20 protein-coding genes are annotated in these 22,654 nt (G+C 51.6%); 9 read left to right on the forward strand and 11 right to left on the reverse strand.

Features of this window, described 5'->3' with window-relative positions; genetic code table 11:
• Nucleotides 1–58: 58 nt before the first annotated feature.
• Together fhuE and FD744_RS06480 are read right to left on the reverse strand one after the other, a co-directional pair.
• The gene (gene fhuE / locus FD744_RS06475) at nt 59–2,260 is read right to left on the reverse strand and encodes a ferric-rhodotorulic acid/ferric-coprogen receptor FhuE (RefSeq protein ID WP_160867747.1); all 2,202 of its coding nucleotides are present in this window, start codon (nt 2,258–2,260) and stop codon (nt 59–61) included.
• Between the two features lie 362 nt (nt 2,261–2,622).
• Complete coding sequence (locus FD744_RS06480; RefSeq protein ID WP_160867748.1) at nt 2,623–3,504, reverse strand: LysR family transcriptional regulator; 882 nt, start codon at nt 3,502–3,504, stop codon at nt 2,623–2,625.
• A 136-nt stretch (nt 3,505–3,640) separates the two neighbouring features.
• Here FD744_RS06480 and FD744_RS06485 point away from each other — a divergent pair, with 136 nt between their 5' ends.
• From FD744_RS06485 to FD744_RS06495, 3 genes are all read left to right on the forward strand, one after another.
• Nucleotides 3,641–4,771, forward strand: coding sequence for an L-dopachrome tautomerase-related protein (locus tag FD744_RS06485; protein ID WP_160867749.1), 1,131 nt, complete (start codon nt 3,641–3,643; stop codon nt 4,769–4,771).
• Nucleotides 4,772–5,104: 333 nt separating this feature from the next.
• A complete protein-coding gene (locus FD744_RS06490; RefSeq protein WP_160867750.1) occupies nt 5,105–6,400 on the forward strand; it encodes a CitMHS family transporter in 1,296 nt (431 codons plus the stop codon).
• A gap of 219 nt (nt 6,401–6,619) precedes the next feature.
• Nucleotides 6,620–7,021, forward strand: a complete 402-nt coding sequence (locus FD744_RS06495) for an H-NS family nucleoid-associated regulatory protein (RefSeq protein ID WP_097117820.1) — start codon at nt 6,620–6,622, stop codon at nt 7,019–7,021.
• 52 nt (nt 7,022–7,073) lie between these two features.
• On the opposite strand, the gene FD744_RS06500 is transcribed toward FD744_RS06495, so the two are convergent.
• Genes FD744_RS06500 through FD744_RS06510 form a run of 3 tightly spaced genes read right to left on the reverse strand, consistent with a single transcriptional unit; the run spans nt 7,074 to nt 10,692 of the window.
• The gene (locus FD744_RS06500; protein WP_160867751.1) at nt 7,074–8,273 is read right to left on the reverse strand and encodes an aminotransferase class I/II-fold pyridoxal phosphate-dependent enzyme; all 1,200 of its coding nucleotides are present in this window, start codon (nt 8,271–8,273) and stop codon (nt 7,074–7,076) included.
• Nucleotides 8,274–8,291: 18 nt separating this feature from the next.
• A complete protein-coding gene (locus FD744_RS06505) occupies nt 8,292–9,590 on the reverse strand; it encodes an LLM class flavin-dependent oxidoreductase (protein WP_160867752.1) in 1,299 nt (432 codons plus the stop codon).
• A gap of 31 nt (nt 9,591–9,621) precedes the next feature.
• Nucleotides 9,622–10,692, reverse strand: a complete 1,071-nt coding sequence (locus FD744_RS06510; RefSeq protein WP_160867753.1) for an iron-containing alcohol dehydrogenase family protein — start codon at nt 10,690–10,692, stop codon at nt 9,622–9,624.
• Between the two features lie 328 nt (nt 10,693–11,020).
• Here FD744_RS06510 and FD744_RS06515 point away from each other — a divergent pair, with 328 nt between their 5' ends.
• From FD744_RS06515 to FD744_RS06535, 5 genes are all read left to right on the forward strand, one after another.
• Nucleotides 11,021–11,563: a GNAT family N-acetyltransferase gene (locus FD744_RS06515; RefSeq protein ID WP_160867754.1), complete on the forward strand. Its 543-nt coding sequence runs from the start codon at nt 11,021–11,023 to the stop codon at nt 11,561–11,563.
• Nucleotides 11,563–12,711: an amidohydrolase gene (locus FD744_RS06520; RefSeq protein WP_160867755.1), complete on the forward strand. Its 1,149-nt coding sequence runs from the start codon at nt 11,563–11,565 to the stop codon at nt 12,709–12,711. Before FD744_RS06515 ends, FD744_RS06520 begins: the two co-directional genes overlap by 1 nt.
• Nucleotides 12,708–14,024: an MmgE/PrpD family protein gene (locus FD744_RS06525; protein WP_160867756.1), complete on the forward strand. Its 1,317-nt coding sequence runs from the start codon at nt 12,708–12,710 to the stop codon at nt 14,022–14,024. Before FD744_RS06520 ends, FD744_RS06525 begins: the two co-directional genes overlap by 4 nt.
• 176 nt (nt 14,025–14,200) lie before the next feature.
• Entirely contained in the window at nt 14,201–14,905 is a 705-nt protein-coding gene (locus FD744_RS06530) for a YafY family protein (RefSeq protein WP_160867757.1), read from the forward strand.
• Between the two features lie 162 nt (nt 14,906–15,067).
• Complete coding sequence (locus FD744_RS06535) at nt 15,068–15,382, forward strand: YicS family protein (RefSeq protein ID WP_160867758.1); 315 nt, start codon at nt 15,068–15,070, stop codon at nt 15,380–15,382.
• A 33-nt stretch (nt 15,383–15,415) separates the two neighbouring features.
• Here the strand turns inward: FD744_RS06535 and FD744_RS06540 are convergent, their stop codons facing one another.
• The 6 genes from FD744_RS06540 to FD744_RS06565 all read right to left on the reverse strand — a co-directional run bounded on the left by FD744_RS06540 (nt 15,416) and on the right by FD744_RS06565 (nt 20,053).
• Nucleotides 15,416–16,486 (reverse strand): GGDEF domain-containing protein, encoded by a 1,071-nt coding sequence (locus FD744_RS06540; RefSeq protein ID WP_160867812.1) that lies wholly within the window; start codon nt 16,484–16,486, stop codon nt 15,416–15,418.
• Between the two features lie 136 nt (nt 16,487–16,622).
• Complete coding sequence (locus FD744_RS06545; protein ID WP_160867759.1) at nt 16,623–17,270, reverse strand: anti-sigma factor domain-containing protein; 648 nt, start codon at nt 17,268–17,270, stop codon at nt 16,623–16,625.
• Nucleotides 17,267–17,821, reverse strand: a complete 555-nt coding sequence (locus FD744_RS06550; RefSeq protein WP_160867760.1) for an RNA polymerase sigma factor — start codon at nt 17,819–17,821, stop codon at nt 17,267–17,269. Before FD744_RS06550 ends, FD744_RS06545 begins: the two co-directional genes overlap by 4 nt.
• Before the next feature lie 43 nt (nt 17,822–17,864).
• Nucleotides 17,865–18,428, reverse strand: a complete 564-nt coding sequence (locus FD744_RS06555) for a fasciclin domain-containing protein (protein WP_160867813.1) — start codon at nt 18,426–18,428, stop codon at nt 17,865–17,867.
• Nucleotides 18,429–18,576: 148 nt separating this feature from the next.
• Nucleotides 18,577–18,801, reverse strand: a complete 225-nt coding sequence (locus tag FD744_RS06560; protein ID WP_100704068.1) for a hypothetical protein — start codon at nt 18,799–18,801, stop codon at nt 18,577–18,579.
• A 379-nt stretch (nt 18,802–19,180) separates the two neighbouring features.
• Nucleotides 19,181–20,053 carry a hypothetical protein gene (locus FD744_RS06565; RefSeq protein WP_160867761.1) on the reverse strand — a complete coding sequence of 291 codons (873 nt, stop codon included), beginning with the start codon at nt 20,051–20,053 and terminating at the stop codon, nt 19,181–19,183.
• 641 nt (nt 20,054–20,694) lie between these two features.
• Here FD744_RS06565 and FD744_RS06570 point away from each other — a divergent pair.
• Nucleotides 20,695–22,653 (forward strand): alkyl/aryl-sulfatase, encoded by a 1,959-nt coding sequence (locus tag FD744_RS06570; RefSeq protein WP_373424370.1) that lies wholly within the window; start codon nt 20,695–20,697, stop codon nt 22,651–22,653.
• Nucleotide 22,654 lies beyond the last annotated feature (1 nt).

Consider the following 22,654-nt stretch of genomic DNA (forward strand, 5'->3'; position numbering starts at 1 on the left):
CAAACACCCGCGTGAATACTGGCAGAGCACGCATCGCTGCGTGCCCGGTTGGTTGAAATCAGAAACGATAAGACGCGGTAACTGAGAAGTTGCGCGGCGTACCGTAAACGATACCGCCGTTACCGACGTTTTCGTCATACTCTTTGTCGAACAGGTTGTTCAGGTTGGCCTGCAGGGTGACGTTTTTGGTCACGTCGTAGCGCGCGAACAGATCCACCAGCGCATAGCTGCCCTGACGTGCACGCCATGTGCCCACACCTTCCGGACCGGTAATATCTTTGTAGGTCTTCGACTGCCAGTTGACTCCACCACCCAGCGTCAGCTGATCCAGCATCGGCAGACGATAGCTGGTGAACAGGTTAAACGAGGTGCGTGGCAGCTGTGAGTTGTAGTTCTCACCATCACGATCTTCAGCCACATAAGTGGTACCGCCGAAGGTCATCTGCCAGTTGTCTGTCAGCGCACCGTTCACTTCGAACTCGACACCACGGCTCACCACGCCATTCTTACCTTCAAAGATTTCGTTGCCTGAAGCCGTGTACGTTCCGGTGCTCACTGGCGCGTTATCCAGTTCAGTGCGGAATATCGACACCGAGGTGGTCAGACGGCTGTTCAGCCAGTCAGATTTCACACCCGCTTCGTAGTTTTTACCAATGACAGGATTCAGGAACTGGCCGGAGGCATCCTGGCTATCCTGTGGCTGGAACACCGAAGTGTAACTGGCGTAGGCTGACCAGTTATCATAGAAGTCCCAAATCAAACCACCGTATGGCGTGATGTTGTTTTCTTCCTGCCGGGTGGTTAAACCTTGGCGATTCCAGTTGGTGTAACGTGCGCCTAAAATGGCATGCAGCGGATCGGCTAAAGTAATGCGAGTGGCAAGGTAGGCCGATTTCTGACGCACCAGTTGCGTATCAGACGCTGGGGTACGAGGGTTCCAGTCGGACTCAGGATAGTTCCCATTGTAGTCGTAGAAATTACCCAACTGGTCAGGTGAAATGTTGGTCCAGGCGCTGTAATACTTGTTGTCCTGACGGCTGTAGTTCACACCGAACATCAACTCATGCTGACGGCCAAACATTTCGTATGGACCACTGGCAAACGCATCGACGGAATCCACTTTGCGTTTACCGGTGTTATAACCCGTCCCGCCAACCGCATCATAGGCATAGGAAGGATCGTACTGGTTAACCAGCAGACCAGAATCTTTATTCACATAGCCGTCGATATACAGCTGCTTACTGTCGAGGAACATTTCGTTATGCGTGCCGTTAAGCGTGATGTTCCAGCCGTTATCGAAGTTCTGCTGCAGGTTAATAAAGACTTTTTTGTTTTCTTTGTCGTTATACGCCCAATCCGTTGAGGTGTTATAGCCGCGACGCAATTTCACCTGAGAACCATCAGTATACCAACGCGGTGAACCACCCCACATCGGCGAGTCGGTATTCACCTGCGTGAACTCATAGCCCACAGACAGCTTGGTTTTATCGGTCAGGTCAGCATCCACCACACCGTAGATGAATTTCTTCTCGAAGCCATAACGCTCGATAAAGCTGTTTTTATCTTCGTAACCCGCCACCACGCGACCACGCACGTTGCCTTCAGGCGAAAGAGGCGCGGAAAGATCGGCGACGTAACGTTGCTTATCCCAACTGCCGTAGCTCGCTTCCAGGTTGCCGGTAAACTCTTTGCTGTCGGCGTGCTTACGCACCATGTTAATCGCAGCAGACGGGTTACCTGGGCCAGTCAGCAGGCCCGTTGCACCACGCACCACTTCAACGCGCTCATACAGCGCCATATCGGTTTGGGCATCCCCCAAGTTCCAGCGCGAAGCAAACGCCGTTGGAATGCCGTCGATCATGTAGTTATCGATGATAAAACCGCGCGAATAATAGTTCGTGCGATCCATGTCGCCGCTGACGCCTTTGATACCTGTGGTATTCGACAGGACGTCATTCAGGGATTGCAGTTGCTGGTCCTGCATGCGTTGCTTGCTGACAATGCTGACCGATTGCGGAATATCACGCGCGGTCAATGCCATTTTGGTACCGGCACGGGTGACCGGGACGCTGTAATCTTTTGCTGCCTGCTCTTGCGCATCGCTGCTGGCGCTGGCATCCACAGTCAGAGTTTGTTCTGTGTTGCTACTATCAGCGGCCTGGGCAATACCTGACGCCACCATCATAGCCAGCAGAGAGACACGCAAGGCACGTTGCGGCGCACGGCCAGATTCCCTGACGCGCTTTTCTTTGAAAGACATAATATTCCTCAATCAACTTATCGTTATTTTGTGTTGGCGGCATAGCTGCTGACGTCTGTTAGATCCAGCCATAAATAACGTGCTGAAAAGGGATATCAGGATGAGGTATTTCCCGACCGTGCCGTCCTGGCACAAACAGAACGACCGTAAAGATGCCGTTAAGAAAGCAAATGAGAAATATACGCATTAAGATTACTATTGCAAGAAATTGTTACCGGTTATCCGGCAATTTTACATTTGGATATTTCCTTATTCTTCAATGATTAATAATACAGGTGGGTTATTTTCGGACATTATCACGCAGATTATTGGAGCAAACCTGTGATAAATCACAGGTTCTCGTCGTGATGGTATTCAACGGATCACCAGGGCCAGCGTTTTTCCGCCAAATCCACCAGAAGACGTGACGCGGGGGAAAGCTCACTGAGAGAGCGGAATTGCCAGCCAAAGGTACGCGGCATCATGACCAGTGGCAGCGGAATTTCAATCAACTCACCGCCCTCACCTTTTAATAAGCGGCGGGAAAGAAAACTCAACAACTGGGTTTGCGCCAGTACGGCGCGCAGCGGGGACAGCGTATTACTTTCCATTTGCGCACGCGGCGCCGCATAGCCACCGCTGCGCAAGCGTTGTTCCAGCCACTGACGCGTCGCAACGTTATCGGAAGGTAACAACCAGTTATATTCATCAAGCTGTTCAGGCGTCGGATGAATGTTCGCCAGCGGATGGTGACGGCTGGCGGCAATCACCACCGGATCCTCAATCAGCGGACGGGTAATAAACTCGCTGTTCCCCTGTGGCAGAAAACCAAGAATCAGATCGACCTTGTTCTCACGCAGTAACTTTTGCAGCAAATCATTCATCCCGACCGTCACTTCGAGTCTGGCGGTTGGGGCTTTGTGCAACAGGTCTTTACTCAGTACTGGCAGCATAAATTCCGCTGCCGTGGCCGCCACGCCCAACCGGATTACACCCGCCGTTCCCGCACCCAGCGCCTGTAAATCCTGTCGGGTGACCTGCATCATGTGCACGACTTTTTGAGCACGTTCACAAAGTAGTAGTCCCGCTTCGGTGAGTTGCATCCCACGCCCCACCTTGAGAATTAACCGCGTGGCGTAAAACTTCTCCAGACGTTGCAGACATTTGGTTAAAGCGGGCTGAGTGATACCAAGGGATTGCGACGCTTTACCCAGATGTCCTGTTTCCTTCACCGCCAGCAGATAATGCAGATCTTTCAGTTCCATTCATTCCCACCAGGAATCAATTGATAAAATTCAGAGAATATAATTTATCACTCTACGCTGCCAGGATGGAATGACATTAACAACAGAGCAACACGCTGTTCGCGTCACCTTGTGGCGCTTAACAAGGGAGTAAAGGATGAAACATTCACTGAAAGCACTGGTCGCGATGATCGCTTTGGCCAGCAGCGCCCAGGTTTTGGCACAAGACACGCTGCCCGTGACGTTGCCAACGCAACAGGACAGTCGTCTGGAGCAGGTCGCCACCTCACCACGCGTGTGGAATGGCATTACCGTCAGTCATGACAACCGTCTGTTCGCCTCGTTAACACAATCGGAAGGGACGGGTCTGCAACTGACAGAAGTGATCAACAATCAGCTGAGAGCGTTTCCCGATGACAGCTGGAACCAGTGGAACGCTAACGATCCGGAGCATCATTTCTACCACGTGAATGCGTTGCGTATCGGCCCAGATGGCAATCTGTGGGTGATGGATTCGGGCAATAAAGGAATTGGTACTGGCGATCAGGCCGTGCCCGGTGGCGCTAAGCTGGTCCACATTAGTCTGGCCACTGGCAAAGTGTTGAACAGCTATGTGTTCAAGGCACCGACGCTGCAACCCACCAGCTATCTGGATGATGTGCGTTTTAATGGCGATTTTGCCTATATCACCGATCCGGGTGCGGTGGGATTAGTGGTGCTGAACCTGAAAAGTGGCAAAAGCTGGCGGGTGCTGGATAACCACCCTCTCTCGATTGATCATCAGCCGATTTATGCAGATGGCAAGAAGTTGATTCTGCGCGATGGCCGTGAAAAACGCGTGGGTCTCGATCAGCTGGAAGTTTCGCCGGATGGCAAATGGCTCTATTACCAGGCGATCCCGGGGCCGCTGGCTCGCATTGAAACCCGTTATCTGAACGACAGTGCCCTATCGGCTGCAGAAGTGGCGAAGCATGCGGAGAAAGTACGCGAAACCTGGAGCACCGGCGGAACAGCCATTGATGCCGAGGGCAACATTTACGCTTCGGATATCAATACCCGCAGCATTAAACGTATTGCGCCCGATGGCAAAGTGACCACCGTGGTGCAGGATCCACGACTGGTATGGATTGACGCGATGTGGGTATCCAACGGCGCACTGTGGATGCCGTCCGGACAGATCAATCGCACGCCCGCGACCACCGGCGGTAAACCGTCAACCGTGGAATATCCGGTGAAGCTGTACCGTCTGCCGTTACCGATTAAGCCTTCGCCGCGGGATCATCAATAAGCCATAACGTGCCGATTAAAGCTATTTAGCGCGGTAGTAACGCCGCGCTTATTCAACGATCTCTCTATTGATAAACAGGTGGAAATAACACTCAGATAAATCATCACCGTTCGCTATTTTAAATTTATTAAAACTAAGAGGTTACGCACAACTTTCGCGTATACCTAACCTTGTGCCTGCCGAAAAAAACGCTGGATAATATTGCCAGATAGACGAGGTTGCAGAAGGTTAATTTGAACAATAAATAATCATTCGCTGTTTTTTATTTATTCCGAACACGTTGCGTTTGCTACCCACAAACGTGCTCTATCCCTCTGGACAGGAACCCTCGTCATGCTGCTGATCATCAGTCTGCTTATGATAATCTGCTTTATTGGCTTATTAATGAGCAAAAAGCTTTCCGCTCTGACTGCATTAATCCTTATCCCTACGCTATTCGCACTGTTATCTGGCCATGGCACGGATATGGGTGCCATGGTGATCAAAGGATTGCGTACCGTTGCGCCCACTGGCGTCATGTTGATATTCGCGATGCTCTATTTTATGAGCGTAACGGATGCCGGGATGTTTGATCCGATTATTAAAAGAATCGTTTCTGCAGTCGATGGCGATCCGGTGAAAATATTTGTCGGCACCGCACTGCTTGGCTTTATTGTTGCCCTGGATGGTGATGGCGCGACCGTATATATGATCGTGCTTTCCGCGTTTATGCCGATATATGAACGCATCGGATTATCAAAGCTCAGCGTTGCCGCTCTGCTATTACAGTGCACCGGGCTGGGCAATATGTTTCCGTGGGGTGGACCCACGGCGCGTGCGGCCGCCGCCGTTCAGGCTGACGTCTCTGCTCTGTTTGTCCCGCTGCTGATTCCGCTGCTGGCCTGCGTGGCATGGACTTTTATCCTCGCGGTGATGCTCGGCAGAAGTGAACGCAAACGTCTGGGTTTCCAGCCGCATGTCCCGCTGGAACCTGCCGTACTTCAGTTCGAAGAGAAACACTGCGTGGCCTGGCGTTTCTGGTTTAACTGGGCGCTGACCATTGCATTGATGACCTTCCTGGTGCTGGATGTCATGCCCATGGCGTACCTGTTTATGCTGGCTACTGCCATCATGTTCGTCGTCAATTATCCGCAACTCAGCCAGCAGCAGGAGCAGATCGGCCGCCATGCGCCCGCCATTCTTGCCGTGGCAGGCTTGATTTTCGCTGCGGCGGTGTTTACCGGTATTTTTGCTGAAACCGGTATGGCGAACGCGCTGGCACAGGCGATTGTGCACACTATCCCTGCGGCGCTGGGTCCTTACCTTGCGGTGATTACCGCCTTGATCAGTATTCCCGTCACCTGGATGGTATCGAACGATGTGTTCTATTTCGGCATGCTGCCGGTGCTGGTGCAGGCTGCGGGACATTATGGTATCGAACCGATTGAAATGGCTCGCGCTGCCCTGGTCGGTCAACCGGTTCATATTCTTAGCCCACTGGTCGCCTCGACCTATTTATTGGTCGGCATGCTGAAACTGGATTATGCACAGACACAACGGTTCACGCTGCGTTGGTCGTTTATCACCTCAATTGTATTATTAGTGGTCGCACTGATCACCGGTTGCTTCCCGTTTTATCGCAGTCTATAGAATATATTTATACCCTTGTAGCCGCTATTTTCCGCGGCTACACCCTCGACTGGCTTGAGTGAAATATCTGCTTTATGTCTTATTGTTCGATATTGACACCACTCTGCTGAAAGCTTATTTTCCGGACAATTCTGCATTATGGGTAATATTTTCATTTGATTAAAATTAACGTAGAATGCCCACTTTCATCTTCGTTATAAAAGTTATAAGGGTTTATTCATGAGCGATGCACTCAAAGCATTGAACAATCTTCGTACGCTGCGTGCCCATGCGCGTGATGTTGAGATTGCGGTATTAGACGAAATGCTGGAAAAGTTCGCCGTGGTGGTTGCAGAACGCCGTGAAGAAGCGGAAGCAAATAATGCCGCTCAGCGCGAAAAAGAAGAAAAACTGGCGCTGTATAAAGAGATGCTGCTGAATGATGGCATCGATATTAGTGAATTAACGAAATTAAACCAGAGCGAAACCAAACCGAAAGCGAAACGCGCTCCACGTCCGGCGAAATATAAGTTCACCGACGAAAACGGTCAGGAAAAATTCTGGACTGGTCAGGGTCGTACACCTTCACCGATCAAATCCGTATTAGATGCGGGCGGTTCGATGGATGAGTTTCTGATTTAAACGATCCGCATGGATATTGTAGGGTCGCCAATCCTGGCGACCGATTAAATCCCTATTTCAACGCTGCACAGGCCGTCGCAATGCGTTTTCCGGCTTCGCGCACGCTTTCAATATCCGTGGCAATCGACAAACGGAAATACGGTGACAAGCCATACGCACTGCCCGCTACGCCGGATACGCCGCTCTCCAGCAGATAATTCAGCACATCCTGTTCGCTTTCCAGCGTACGTCCATCAGCACGCGATTTGCCCAACAGGCCAGCACAGCGACAGAAGATAAAGAACGCCCCTTCGGGATTCAGCACCTCAATGCCTTCAACCGGGCTTAGCTGCGCCATAATCGCATCGCGACGTGCCTGATAGGCCGCACGTTGCGGTGGCAGGAAATCCAGGCCGCCGTTCAGCGCCGCTACCGCTGCCGCCTGACTGATGGCGCTGGCACCAGAACTGTTCTGCGACTGCACCACCACCATGGCATCAATCAGCGCTTGCGGACCGGCACCAAAGCCGATGCGCCAGCCGGTCATGGCATAGGTTTTCGATACGCCGCCCACCAGCAGAATGCGCTCGGCTAAATCTGGCGCTACCTGCAACAAGCTGACGTGTTCACGTCCATCAAACAGAATGTGTTCATACAGTTCATCCAGCATGATCCATACGTTGGGATGGTCACGTAGCACCGCCGCCAGTGCAGTTAATTCTGCGGCGTTATACACCGCACCGGATGGATTGCCGGGATTATTCAGCACCAGCCAGCGGGTTTTGTCGGTGATCGCTTGCGCCAGCTGCAGCGGCTGCAGCTTGTACTCTTGCTCCAGCGGGCACTCCAGCAGCACAGCTTCGCCGCCGTTAAAACGCACGCTATCCGGGAACGTCGGCCAGTATGGCACCGGCACAATCACCTCATCGCCGTCATTCAAGGTGGCGGCGAAGGCGTTGAAGATGATCTGCTTCGCCCCGTTGGCGATACAAATCTGCCCCAACGCATAATCCAGCTGATTTTCACGTGCCAGCTTGGCCTGCACCGCTTTACGCAGCGGCGTGGTGCCATTGGTCGGCGTATAGCGCGTCTCACCATTATTCATAGCTTCAACGGCAGCATCACGGATGTGCTGTGGCGTATCAAAATCCGGCTCACCAGTGGTGAGATCCAGAATATCTACGCCCTGCTCTTTCAGCTGGCGCGTCAACTGGCGCGCCGCGGCATTGGCAGAGAGCGACACAGACTGCACACGCTTTGATAAGGTGACCATGTTCAGCTCCTAAAAGGTTTACAGCGCGGGCAAACCGAGGTTCTCGCGCAGCGTGGCGAATTCGTAATCGTCGCGGAACAGACCACGGCGACGAAGTTCCGGGATCACCAGCTCGACGAACAGATCCAGTTGCTCTGACATGATGGCAGGCATGATATTGAAACCGTCAGCGCCGCCCTCTTTCAGCCACAGCTCAAAGTCATCGGCGATGTCTTCTGCGGTGCCGACAATCACGCGATGGCCACGCGAACCGGCTGCCACGGCGGCCAGCTCACGCAAGGTCAGGTTTTCGCGCTTCGCCATATCCGTCATCAGCTTGACGCGGCTCTGATTACCTTCGCCGAGCGGCACTTCAGGAACCGGACCATCCAGCGGATACTGGCTCAGATCCATGCTGAAACGCAGCGATAGCTGACGCAGACCGTTTTCGATATCCACCAGCGTGTTCAGCTCTTTCCACAGCGCTTTGGCTTCTTCACGGGTACGTCCGACAATCGGCATCACGCCCGGCATGATCACCACATGATCCGGATTACGCCCGGCGGCAATCACCTGATCTTTCTGCGAGCGGTAGAAGGTTTGCGCCTCTTCCAGACTGGCGGCAGCGGTGAAGATCACTTCGGCGGTTTCGGCCGCCAGTTTTTGACCGTCTGCTGATGAACCGGCTTCGATGATCACCGGACGTCCCTGCGGAGAACGCGTGATGTTCAGCGGACCCTGCACCTGGAAGTGCTCGCCGTCATGATCAATCGACTTAATTTTGTCATTAACGAAGTATTCACCGGTCTCTTTGTTCGGTTGTACCGCCCCCGCTTCCCAACCTTCCCACAGCTTGTTGGTCACTTCGAGGAACTCACGCGCACGCGCATAGCGCTCGGCATGGTTTGGCATATCGTTGCGGCTAAAGTTACGCGCTACGTCGGTGGAGAATGACGTCACCACGTTCCACGCTGCGCGACCACGGCTGATGTGATCCAGCGACGAGAAGCTGCGCGCCATGGTGAATGGATCGCTAAAGGTGGTGGACGCGGTGGCCGCCAGACCAATGCGTTTGGTGTTCACCGCCAGCGCCGACAGCATGGTCAGCGGCTCAAGACGTGCCATGGTCGAAGGCAAACGGTACATGCTGGTCGCCAGCGCATCACCGACGAAGAACAGATCGAATTTACCCGCTTCGGCTTTTTTTGCGATGGTGATCAGCCAGTCAATGTCAGTGGGATCGCCGAGTTTTTCCGTGAGACGCCAGCCGCTGACGTGCTGCCCTACGGGTTGTACGAAGAGGCCCAAGCGGATGCGTTGTGGTTGTGCAGTAGCCATGAAGTTGTCCTGGTCGATAAAAGAGTAAAAGTTAGAAACGGTTTTCGGTTGCCAGCAGCGCCTGTTCTAACGCATCCGCATGAATGCGGAACGGCAGACGTTCAGCGCTGGCCGCCGGGAATTTAATTTGTTCCGCAATCGTGCGTATCGCCGCCGCGCGGTCGCCAGTCAACGGCGCTAGCGTCAGTGGCATCGCATACTGACGCAGCAGTGCCAGCAGTTCTGCATCCGGCACGCCATCGTTTTCAATCAGCGATTGCACCAGCAGGCTGTAGCCAACCTTCTCGCCGTGCAGCCAATGATGCAGCTCGGGCTGGTGAGTGAGACGGTTATGAATGGCATGAGCAAAGCCGGGGGTGGGAAGTTGATCGCGCACGCTGTTGGCCAGGCCTGCCAGTACGATGTTGGCATCAATCACCTTTACCAACTCCGGCGTGACTTGCTGTTTTTCATTGGCGCTGACGGCGGCTTCACCCAGTTGGCGATAAACATCCAGCGCACGTTGCGCCGTCATCACTTTGAGATCGAGCGCCAGATCGTGCGGGTTATTGCGCAGGTATGGGGCGAATTCGTAGTACTTCGCCAGCGCATCCACAATTCCGGCTTTGAGGTAGCGTACATCGCTGCGGGCGATCACTTCACTGTCCACCAGCACCAGCTCCGGCATTTTACCCAGTGGCTGGCTGCGCACGTGGCCGCCCTGCTCGTTATAAATGATGGCAACCGGCGACCACGCAGCGCAGGTCGCCGCCAAAGTAGCGAAGTTAATCACCTTAAGATCGGGTAACTGGCTGCCCACCGCTTTAGCAGCATCCAGTACGCGCCCACCGCCCACGGCAAACAGCAGCTCGGCTTGCTGTTGCTCAACGTTGTTTCTCAGCGTTTCGATGGCGGCATCAGTGCATTCACCTTGCAGATACTCCAACTCCCAGCGGATACCGTTGGCTTCTAAACTCTGGCTTAATTCCGGATTAACGGCTTGCCAGGCGTTGGGAGAAGTGAAGATGCGGATATGTGTGGCATAAGGTTTGATAAATTCACCGGCACGCTTACGCAGGCCAGCTTCATGTGCATAAGCACGCGGAGATTTGATCGCTAACACGTCGTCACCCTGATTAAGAATAAGGCTATAACGAGAAAAGTTATTTTATTTCATGGGGTTAATGCGAAATAGTTATAGCGCTATGTAATTTATGCATACTACGGTAAATCGCGATATAAGCAATGGAAAAGCCGCCATTTCATTTTCACAAATTCGCATTAGCTTAGTCATTTTTCACATATAGAAGCACAAGGCATTACTGATATTCTGAGTTGCTTAGCACGCTGGGTATTTTGAATTAGCGCTTTAAATTGCGCTGTTTCAACCGCTATGCGCTGCTCAATCTGCATTCAATTTACCGCTTCCAGGCGGTTTTCCGGGGATAGTTATGTCACTTGAATTTCGTCAGGTTAGAGAAGATGAGGTTGAAACCTATCAGGCGCTGATGCACGCCGCGTATGCGCCGACGCTGGCACTGGGCATCAAATTTGATGCCGCCACAGCAGACCGTGAAAAGACGCTGCGTCACCTGCAAAGCCACGGCGTTTATGCGCTTTACGCGGAGGGTGTGATGGTTTCCTCCGTTACCGTGCGCTATCCGTGGGGGCCGCTGCCAGGCCCGTTTGGTCTGCCGCATATTGGCTGGTTCGGTGCCCATCCCGATTATCCCGGCAAACAGTATGGCCGCCAGGTACAGGACCGGCTGGAACACGAGATCCTGCTAGGCAAACTGCGCGCCCCTGCGGTGTCACTGGGCACCGCCACCAGCCATCCGTGGCTGATCGAGATGTATAAAAAACGCGGCTTCCAGTTGATGCATACCACCGATCTCGGCAAAGGCCACATCACCCAATATATGAAGAAAGTGCTGGATGACAGCGCGCATGATGCGTGGATGACACGTCAGGCCGCACAACAAGGAAGCAAATAATGAGTTTTGATGAGAGCGCATTGGGTCAACATTTGATTGCCTTCCGCCATGAGTTACACCGTTTTCCAGAACTCTCCAATGAAGAGTTTGAAACCACCGCGCGTATTCGCCAGCAACTGGATCAGCACCAGATTCGCGTTTTGGATCTTCCGCTGAAAACCGGATTGGTGGCTGAGATAGGTCCTGTTGATGGGCCATTGATCGTGCTGCGTTCCGACATTGATGCACTGCCTATTGAAGAGCAGTCTGATGTGACGTTCCGTTCAGAACGTCCGGGGGTGATGCACGCGTGCGGCCACGACTTCCACAGTTCCGCAGCCTTAGGCGCGGCGATTCTGCTGAAACAGCAGGAAGCGAATTTATCGGGCCGCGTACGTATTCTGTTCCAGGCCGCTGAAGAGACCGGCCAGGGCGCGCCGGATGTGATTGCTACCGGCGCACTGCAGGATGCGATAACTATTTTCGGCATTCATAACGATCCTTCATTACCACCGGGCGTGATTGGCAGCAAAGCCGGCCCACTGACCGCCGCCGTCGACCGCTTTGATATCAAAATTATCGGCACCGGTAGCCACGCTGCGAAGCCGCATCAGGGCAACGATCCGATTGTGATCGCCGCGCAAATCGTTTCTGCCGCGCAAACGCTGATCAGCCGTAATGCCCCTTCCGGCGACAATGCGGTGGTCTCAATTACCCAGATTCACAGCGGCAGTACCTGGAACGTCATCCCGGACAGCGCCTGGTTGGAAGGCACAGTGCGTTCGTTCTCGCAGGAGACGCGCGAGCGACTGGAGCAGCGCTTCCGCGAGATTGTGCAGGGTATTGGCGCGGCCTTTGCGGCCAAAGTCGAATTCAACTGGCACGCAGGTCCACCGTCGGTGGTGAATGATGCACACTGGGCCGATTTCGCCTTGCAGCAGGCAGCGGCCAGCGGCTTTGAAGCGCGCGTGGTAGAGGCCAGCCCGATTGGTGAAGATTTTGCTTTCTATCAACAGCAGTTGCCGGGTGCCTTTATGATGATTGGCACCGGTGAACCTTATGCGCTGCATCATCCGGCGTTTCGTATTAACGATGATGTACTGCTGCCAACATCACGCTATCTGGCCAATCTCGCCGTAGCGGCACTGAACAGTGTGGCGCCGCAATGAGTATAACCGCTGCCCTCGCTGAGCTAATCATCCACAGCCAACCCGATGCCGCTGCACGTGAAGCGGCGCGCGAAGGGGTAAAGGATTTTCTCGCCGTCAGCTGGCCGGTACTGCAAGGTCAGGTGCCGGATAGCGGCTTGCCGGCACTACGAACCGTTTATGGCGATGGTAGTCCGCGATCGCAGGCGCTGCTGCTTGGTTACGCCGCTCACGCGCTGGATTACGATGATTTCCACGCTGATTTTCGCGGTCATCCCAGCGTGGTGATTTTGCCTGCGCTGTTTGCCTGGCAGCAGCAACAAGCGGCAGCGATTGATGATTTCCTTGATGCTTATGCCATCGGTGTGGAAATGGCCGGACGACTAGGGTTGGCCGCCAGCCAGCAGCATTATGCGTTAGGTCATCACAATACCGCGACGCTGGGCACCCTGGCCGCCGCCGCCGCGCTGGCTCGTCTATTAAAACTGGATGTCGGCGCAACGGCCAACATGCTCGGCATCGCCACCACTCAGGCCAGCGGGCTGCGTGCGCAGTTCGGTTCCGCTGTCAAACCGCTCCACGCGGGTCTGGCGGCGGAACGTGCGGTTACTGCAGCCCAGCTGACGCTGGCCGGTTTCGATGGCAAACAGGATGGCGTGGTTGAGGCTTTCCTTACGGCCAGCAGCAACGGCGCAGCTCAACCTGAAAAATTGGTCGCGCATTGGGGCGAGCCGTGGCGCATTGTGTCACCTGGTCTGGAGTACAAACCCTTCCCGACCTGCGCCGGAACGCATAGCGCAGCGGAAGCCGCGCGCATTCTGCGTGATGGCTGGTTAGCCAGCGGCAATTCGCTGGAAGCGCTGCTGGATACCATTACCGATATCAGCGTAGCTTTCCCGCCAGGGGGCGATATTGCCGCTTCCGTCACATCGCCCACCAATGGGATTGAAGCGCGTTTCAGTCTGGAATACGTGATTGCCGCAATGCTGATCTATAACGATCTGCGGCTGGAAGATTTTGCGGAAGGCGATCTTAACCGTGCTGTGATGCCACTGGCAGCCAAAGTAAGACGAGTACCTGACGACACCGCACCGCCAGATGCCATTAATCCCGCATTACGTTTTCATCTGGTCACTCTTACCTTGCGCGATGGCACTCGGCTGCAACAGCGACGCACCCGTCAGCAATCGCTGGCCGATGGTGTGGACGTTGAAGGTAAATTGCGTCTGGCACTGCGTCAGGAATCGGGCGAGCGACGGCAACAGGTGCTGCAAAGCAGCGCATTGCAGACAACCGCTGATCTGGCAGTGCTGCAGCAGTTATTACGCGTTTAATATCACGTCCGTTGCAGCGCTTTTAGTTCACCACATTACAGACGAAGTTGCGTCTATCGGGATGACGAGTGCCGTATTAAACTACAGGTCTTATCGCCGTACTTGCGCTGGAATCCACTCTGGGCGTGCGGCCTGAACCGCTCCTGACTGCCAGACTCTTAGCTTAGGCACACACCATGACCAAAACCCAGCGACTGATGGAGCTTGTGCAATTGTTACGTTGTCACCGCTATCCGGTGACTGCGCAGCATCTTGCGGAGCAACTCAGCATTAGCGTGCGCACCGTCTATCGCGACATCATCTGCTTGCAACAGCAAGGTGTTGAGATTGAGGGCAGCGCGGGTTTGGGCTATTTGTTGAAATCGGATGGGCATCTGCCGCCGCTGATGTTCTCGCGCCATGAACTCGATGCGCTGGCGTTGGGGTTGGACTGGGTCAGTCGCCATACCGATGCCGAATTGAAATCTGCCGCACAACATGCGCTGGCTAAAATCCACGCCGTATTGCCGGAACATTTATCTCACGCGCTCGATCATCAATCGCTGCTGGTTGCCACACGTGGTGAAGTGCTGTTTGAAACTCATCTGCCCGAAATTCGCCAGGCAATCCATACGCGCAACAAGATCACCTTACGATACAAAGATCTGAAAGACGCCACTTCAACCCGGGTGATTTGGCCAGTGGTGCTGGGCTATTTTGACCAAGTGCGCCTGCTGTGCGCTTGGTGCGAACTTCGCCAGGAATTTCGCAACTTCCGCGTCGATCGCATAGAAGAGATTGTAGTGAGTGAGGAATATTATCCTGGCACTCGTCACCAACTGCTCAAACGCTGGAAGGATTATCACCAGGTGCGGCTGGAAAATGGGTATCGTGATCCATGATCATCCTCAGAAGCGACCATTTTATGCCATCGCCTTGAGGGCAGTGGCTGAATCTGCAAAAGAAAACTACCCGAACGGCTGATTATCGATCACTCTTCAATACATAGATTCGTGATAGTTATTTTACTCGCTATCACTATCTCACCCCTTAAAGGAGGCACTATGTACTGGAAAACTGGCGTTAGCACACTGCTGGTGATGATCTCGTTTCTCGCGGTGGCGAAATCCCCTTATAGCAACCTGTCCTATGCGTTGCGCGAACAGCAGATCATTACTGACCTGCGCGCTCACTGCCATCTGGCGCAGGATATTCCTGACGATCGCATTAAGCAGGTGTTTCTCAACAGCGCGGACAATCACGATGCCATCGTGAGCGCGGCGGATGCGCTGAAAAAGAAAAATCAGGCGGGTTATCATCAGCACATCGAACAGGTGAGTTGCCCGAAAATAGCGATGTTTGCGCCCGCTAAACCTTAATTTGTTGAGTGGTGATGCGCGACTCCTGAAGCGTCACCGCGCAATACCATTGCGTCCGGCTTGCTTGGCACGATATAGCGCCGCGTCGGCTGCGGCGATAAGGGCCCTGGCTGGCGTATGGCCTGTTGAAACAGCGATGCCCATGCTGACGGTGACCACTGAACTAACGTCTGATGCTGCATGCGGGATCGCAGTGGCAATCAACCTTGCTTTAATGCGTTCCGCCACCGTCATAGCCTGTGACATTGCCGCTTCCGGCAGTAACAAGACAAACTCTTCACCGCCGTAACGCGCCACCAAATCCTCTGGTGTGCGCACAGAGAGATTAAGCACGTCAGCAATCTGGCTCAGACAACTGTCGCCGGCCTGGTGACCATAGTGATCGTTAAAGCGTTTGAAGTAATCGACATCGAGCATGATCACCGCCAGAGGCTTTTGTTGAGACAGCATTAATGCAAGGTAATCATCGAGTACTCGTCGATTGGCCACCCCCGTTAAGGCATCCTGGTGTGCCAACATGTCCAGACGTGATATCAGCAACTGATTGTCACTGTGCCGCTGCCAGGCTAACGTAAACCATCGTTGCAGCAACAGACTGCCGGTGATCAGAATCACACCAAAGAACATCCAGATCAGCAGAAAATGGCTATTAATCCCCTGATTTAGATGCAAACTCGCCAGCAGCAGCGCCAGTAAAATCGGCATAATAAACAGGAATAATGCGAGGGGATAAACATACAGCGCAGCCATCGCGGACAGCATCAACATCACGCTGAACGGATAAGCAAACGGTAATTGCCACTCGGCAACAAACTGATAAGCACAGACTGACCAGAGCACACCTTGCCAGCACAACAAAATGGCAAGAATGAGTTTGCTGGTGATTGGGGGTAATCGTCGGCTTTTAACGACCAGGATCGCAAACAGTACCAGGACAATAATGCACAGCATGGAACCGTCAACCACCCATAGCGTGTGATGGCTGGCCGGTAGATTTTGGTCGTAGCCGGGAAACAAGCTATTGCGTAGCAGAATAATGACGGCAAAGCCGGTACTAATGAAGCCTAACCAGAGCAAATTCAGCGACAAGGCGTGAGCAACCATCTCGTCGCGTGTGTGCCAATCCTGTTTAACCCAATCGTCTTTCCTGCGCTGCAATGGAGCCATGGTGTTATTCCTGACGACCTTGTGCACATTGAGTGTATGTCAGAAATCGGATAACACCTGCCATTCCGAAGGATTAGAGTAAACCGCTATACAATACCGGCCCCGTTGGTAATCCCGTCGGCGAGCCACCTTGTGGTTCCAGACTGATAGCAATGGTGCTCCCTGCCGCCAGCGTTTTGTTGTCCAGCTCAATTCGGGTCGCCGCATTGTTAGCCAGCAAGCCTAATGATATTGGCTGCTTGCCAGCAGGAATCAGCCAGAGTTGCAGGCTATTTGCCGCGTTGAGGACGACAGGTTTGAGCGGCGTTAGCTGTAATAAATGACTGTCGCTGCTGCGGCTCACGACCCATTGCCCCTGCTGCTGGGCATCGCCCAAGATAATCAACGGCGCAAACTCATCCGGTCGATGGTTGTAGTATGACACCAGCGTGAACGCCGCCAGCCCCGCGGCAACCAGCCAACCGACGTAAGGATTGGCGCGTTTGACCGGTGTTTTGGCGGGCAGGCTTAAGGTGATTTTTTTCCAGACGCGTTCAGGCGGCGTTTGAGGCCGCAAATGCGTATCTAATCCAGTTAACATCGTCTGCCAACTGGCGACTTTCGCAGCGAGTTCAGACTCCTGCTGTAGTCGCCGTTCAAAGCGCAAACGGGCATTGCCGCGCAGTGTCCCCAATGCATATTCGGCCGCGAGTGCGTCATCATGTTGCTTGTTGTTGTTCATAGGCCCACGCACTCCCGAAGATGCTCCATCGCACGACGGATCCAACTTTTCACTGACCCTACCGGCTGTTGTAACCAGGCGGCAATATCGCTGTGCGACATCCCCTGGTAGTAAGCCAGCGTCACACTTTGCCGTTGCTCACTGCTGAGGTGCTGCAAGCAGTGTTGTAAACGAGCCGCCTGCGAATCATCGAACGGCTGCTCTGTATTATCAGTATCCGTTTCCTGAGTACTGTCACTGTATTCCTCTGACGCCAGCGTTTCACGCGCCTGCCCACTGCGCAACCAGTCGATACAGCGGTTACGCACAATATGCGTCATCCATGTCATGGGTGCACTAAGTGCGGCATCATAGCTGTCGGCACGATTCCAGATGGTGAGGAAGCAATCATGCAGCACTTCTTCTGCCCAGGCTGGCTGGCGTAAAGTGCGCAATGCAACTGCAAACAAATGCGGAGAAGTGAGTCGATACAGTTGTTCAAATGCCGGGCGATCGCCTTGTGCAATCGCCCGCAATAATTTCACCTGCTGTTGAGCCAAAACGTTATCCATGTTTTTCCCGGAAGGCATTGAAATGCCTTCCGAGTATAGACAATTACTTAGGCATCAGGACGGTGTCGATGACGTCGATCACACCATTTTTCTGGTTCACATCATAAGTGCTGATATTGGCCACATTGCCCATGCCATCTTTCAACTGAATATTGTGAGGACCGTTGCTCATAATCCATAAAGGCTGACCGTTAACGGTTTTCAGTTCCGCATGACCGCCGCCTTGTTTGATTTTCATTTCCAGCGCTTTCATATCGTATTTACCGGCCACGACATGGTAGGTCAGGATGCTGGTCAATTTGGCTTTGTTTTCCGGTTTCACCAGATTATCCACGGTGCCAGCAGGCAATTTCGCAAACGCGGCATTGGTTGGCGCGAACACGGTAAAGGGACCTTTACCCTGCAGTGTTTCCACTAATCCCGCCGCTTTTACTGCTGCAACCAAAGTGGTGTGATCTTTAGAGTTGAGGGCATTTTCAATGATGTTTTTCTGCGGGTACATGGCGGCACCGCCGACCATGACAGAATCAGAATTCATGGCAGCGAAGGTGGTGGCAGTGAACATTAACGCGCCTGAGATGACTGCAGTGGTGATTAGCTTTTTCATCATAAATCCTCGTTGTAGGGGAGCGAAGGAGTTGCTCACAACGGGATATACGTAAGGAGGGGCACAACTGGATGCAGGGTAGAGAAAATATTTTTAAAAAAAATCACAAGACGGCCAAAACAGCCGTCATGTGTGCAGTCACCTGCGGTTAAATCTGGTCTTCTGGCTCGAGCGCGTCCTGAATCGCATCCGCCAGGTTGGAGATTTCATTGGCAACTGCCTGAAGATCCCACGACGCTTTTGAACCGCTGGCGGAGGTTGAGGCACTGACGGATTCCTTCGCCACAGCTAAAGCGGCCGCCACAGCGATGGTCCGCTTGTGTTGTTCCGGCGTCATACCCATTGGTGGTGGTGCAAAGTAGTCATTGACCATTTCATCTCTCCGTTTAGAGCGTTCAATAAATTAAATCCTGCGTGCATTATCAGGATATTGAGCGCGAGTGCGACTAAAAGTTCACGCCGGGCGTCTGCCCCTTGCTGTCGCTGAGTCAAAACGTCCCTCTCTTATCATAGAAGAAGCCTACATCAGATTCGCGGGAAGCTTATTTCGTTGTGAGTCATGCAAATGATGCTCGTTTGCTTATTTAAGCGACGGCATAACCTGGCAGATACTGGTGGTAGTGAGGGAGTGAGGGAGTGAGGGAGTGAGGGAGTGATAAAACATCAATAAATTCGATTATGTTTATTTCGGCACATAAAACCCTAAATTGCCCTTGGTTAAAGCGCTTATCGAGGCTGGCAAATTATTAAGATTATATGAATTTCATCAAAAATCTGACCGGTTTGATTTCGAGCACTTTACTCCAGACATTTTCGAGATCAACAACACCCGCCAATGCAAGCAGCATAAGGATGATGATAGCCAGCAGAGCTGTTAAGACAATAGTCAGCCTGAGGATATTATTTTGAACCTTTGCCTGGTGTTTACTTAAGGACAACTCTTTTTCATAATCCACAATAGTGTTGATCGACTTTCCTTGAATATAATAAATTCCATCAGACTCACTTAAGTCGCCCGTTATAACTAATGATTCCAGTAGTAACCTGAGCTTAACTTTATATTCCTCCTGCCGAATGTGTTTATACCATAATCGGCCATGAATAATACTTAAAACATCTTGCTCGCTAAAACCATTAGTTCGACGACCTGCTCTAAGTTTAATGTGCTCGTTGAGCATTATTTTCAAAATGGCGCAACGATTGTGACTCAGGCTTAAAGTGTTAGAGGTCACAAGTGAAATAACCCCTCCCTTCCCCCTGGATATCGTTCTTTTTAAAAAAAATAACTTAGTGTATCTGTCCAGACCAAAGGAGATTATGTTGTAATAGACTGAAGAACTGTTTTTCTTAAAATGAGTGATTTCACATTTCATTTCTACTAGTGCTGGCAACTTAACTTCGGCCATGTTTTTATCTTTTTCCTCCAATAATAATACATGTTGTATTTTTTTCTCATGATCATAGTTGGCCCCAGAGAGAAGGTAACAGGCGTCATCGGTGTCTCTAAAGTAAACGGAAAAGTAGTTGTAGGGGTCTTCATTTTTACAGCCTAAGTGATTGGCAAATATGGGGATAAACTTCTCCCAGAGTTTAATCTCCAGACTATTAATTCTATTGAGCAACATACAACCCTCCTTAGGAATTGTCTGATTTTTGAAATTGTGATTGATCAAAATTTTTAGTACCGATCCTCATCATTATCAAATGAATAAAAAACCGACCTAAAAGTCCAGCAGCGAAAAGCCAACGCATTGAAATAATGAAAATATATACCACAACATGGCTTAGTGATATTTTCATAAAAAACAATTGAAATGTAAATAGATTGTTAAATAATTCGTTTTCTCTGGAACTGCGCCACCCAATAAATCTACCACCCCTTCAAAATTTAGTAGCGAGAGATGCGAAAACAACCACTTAAATTTAATGTGATATTATTACAACAAAGTTGCATGGTAAGTGCCATTTTCAATCCATAGCATTGAAAAATCAGAAATAAAACACTCAGAATTGCGATGAGATTTAATTGTAATTAGTTGAGCGCCGTCAACATTTTAAATTAAATAAATTTAAATCCATCACTAACATTTGATTAAGCACAGCGGTGTACTACGTTTAAATCGAAATGTTTCGAGTAATTTCCCATTTCGCCATGTACCACCTATCAGGAGCATGGAATACCTCCTGGTAGGCTCATCCTTCAGTCATTAAATTCAAACTGTTAGATATTTTATCTTTGAGGACAATTATGAAACTGAAGCCTTTAATGGTGTATATGGCACTTGCCGCATCACTGAGCTCAATAACATTTGTTCAAGCAGCAGACGAGCTAAGAAAAGATGCAGCAGGCCCCACGCAACAAGCGAATAATGCGTTGTATGACCAGTTACCTTTCTCTGATAACACTGATTTTACTAATGCGCACAAGGGGTTTATCGCCCCACTTCCAACGGAGGTCATCAAAGGCGAAGCCGGCAATGTCATCTGGAATCCTGCCCAATATGCCTTCATTAAAGAGGGTGAAAAAGCACCGGACACGGTCAATCCCAGCCTATGGCGTCAGTCTCAGTTAATTAACATAAGCGGCTTGTTTGAAGTGACTGAAGGCGTTTATCAGATCCGAAATTTGGATCTCTCTAACATAACAATCATTGAAGGTAAGAACGGGATCACTGTCGTTGATCCCCTCGTCTCTGCTGAAACAGCAAAAGAAGGTATGGACCTCTATTACAAAAACAGAGGTAAGAAACCTGTCATCGCCATTATTTATACCCACAGTCATGTTGACCATTATGGCGGTGTGCGTGGCGTAGTTGACGAAGCGGACGTTAAGTCCGGTAAAACCAAAATTTATGCCCCTGAAGGATTTATGGATGCGGCGGTCGCAGAGAATATTATGGCGGGTAACGTGATGAGCCGCCGTGCCAGTTATATGTACGGCAACCTTCTCAAAGCGGATCCTAAAGGGCAAGTGGGTGCAGGGTTAGGTACGACAACATCAGCAGGTACTGTTACGCTGATTGCACCGACCGATTACATCACCAAGACAGGTGAAAAGCACACCATCGACGGGCTGACCTATGAATTTATGATGGCACCGGGTTCAGAAGCACCTTCTGAGATGCTGTGGTATATCGAAGAGAAAAAGATTATCGAAACCGCAGAGGATGTCACTCACACCCTGCACAATACCTATTCACTGCGCGGAGCGAAAATTCGAGAACCGCTGCCATGGTCAAAATATATCAATGACGCCATTAATCGTTGGGGCGGTAAAGCTGAAATTATTCTTGCTCAGCATCACTGGCCAACCTGGGGCAATGATAACGTCAACAACTTACTGAGATCTCAGCGCGACCTTTATCGTTATATCAATGACCAGACACTGCGAATGGCTAATGAAGGCCTGACGCGAGACGAAATCGCGGCCAAGTTTAAACTTCCTCCAGCACTGGCTAACACCTGGGCTAACCGTGGATATTATGGTTCCGTGAGTCATGACGTTAAAGCCACCTATGTTCTTTACCTTGGCTGGTTCGACGGCAACCCTGCTACTTTGGATGAACTGCCACCAGAAGAAGGCGCGAAGAAATTCGTCGAGTATATGGGCGGTGCTGATAGCATCATGCAGAAGGCTAAAACTGATTATGAACAGGGCAACTATCGCTGGGTCGCTCAGGTCGTCAGTAAAATTGTATTTGCAGATCCGAACAACAAAGCCGCGCGCGAACTGGAGGCGGATGCCCTTGAGCAGTTAGGATATCAGGCTGAATCAGGTCCGTGGCGTAACTTCTACCTTACTGGCGCGCAGGAATTACGCAGCGGTGTGGTGAAAGGCCCGACGCCTAACACCGCCAGCCCGGATACCGTCAGGGCAATGACTCCAGAGATGTTCTTTGATTATCTCGCGGTACATATCAATGGCGAAAAAGCCGCTGACGCTAAAGCCACATTGAATGTGGATCTCGGCAAAGACGGCGGTAAATACAAGCTTGAACTGGAAAATGGCGTGCTTAACCATAGCGCTAACTCTCAGGCTGATAATGCTGATGCAACTTTGACCTTGAGTCGTGAAACACTGAACAAGATCATTCTTAAGGATGAAACTTTACAGCAAGCTCAGGACAAGGGTGAAATCAAAATCACTGGCGATGCTGACAAGCTTAATGTGTTGCTAAATTCAATGGATAAATTTGAATTCTGGTTTAACATCGTCACCCCTTAAT

Source organism: Pantoea sp. Taur (genome assembly GCF_009830025.1).
In the GTDB taxonomy this organism is placed as follows: Bacteria; Pseudomonadota; Gammaproteobacteria; order Enterobacterales; family Enterobacteriaceae; genus Pantoea; species Pantoea communis.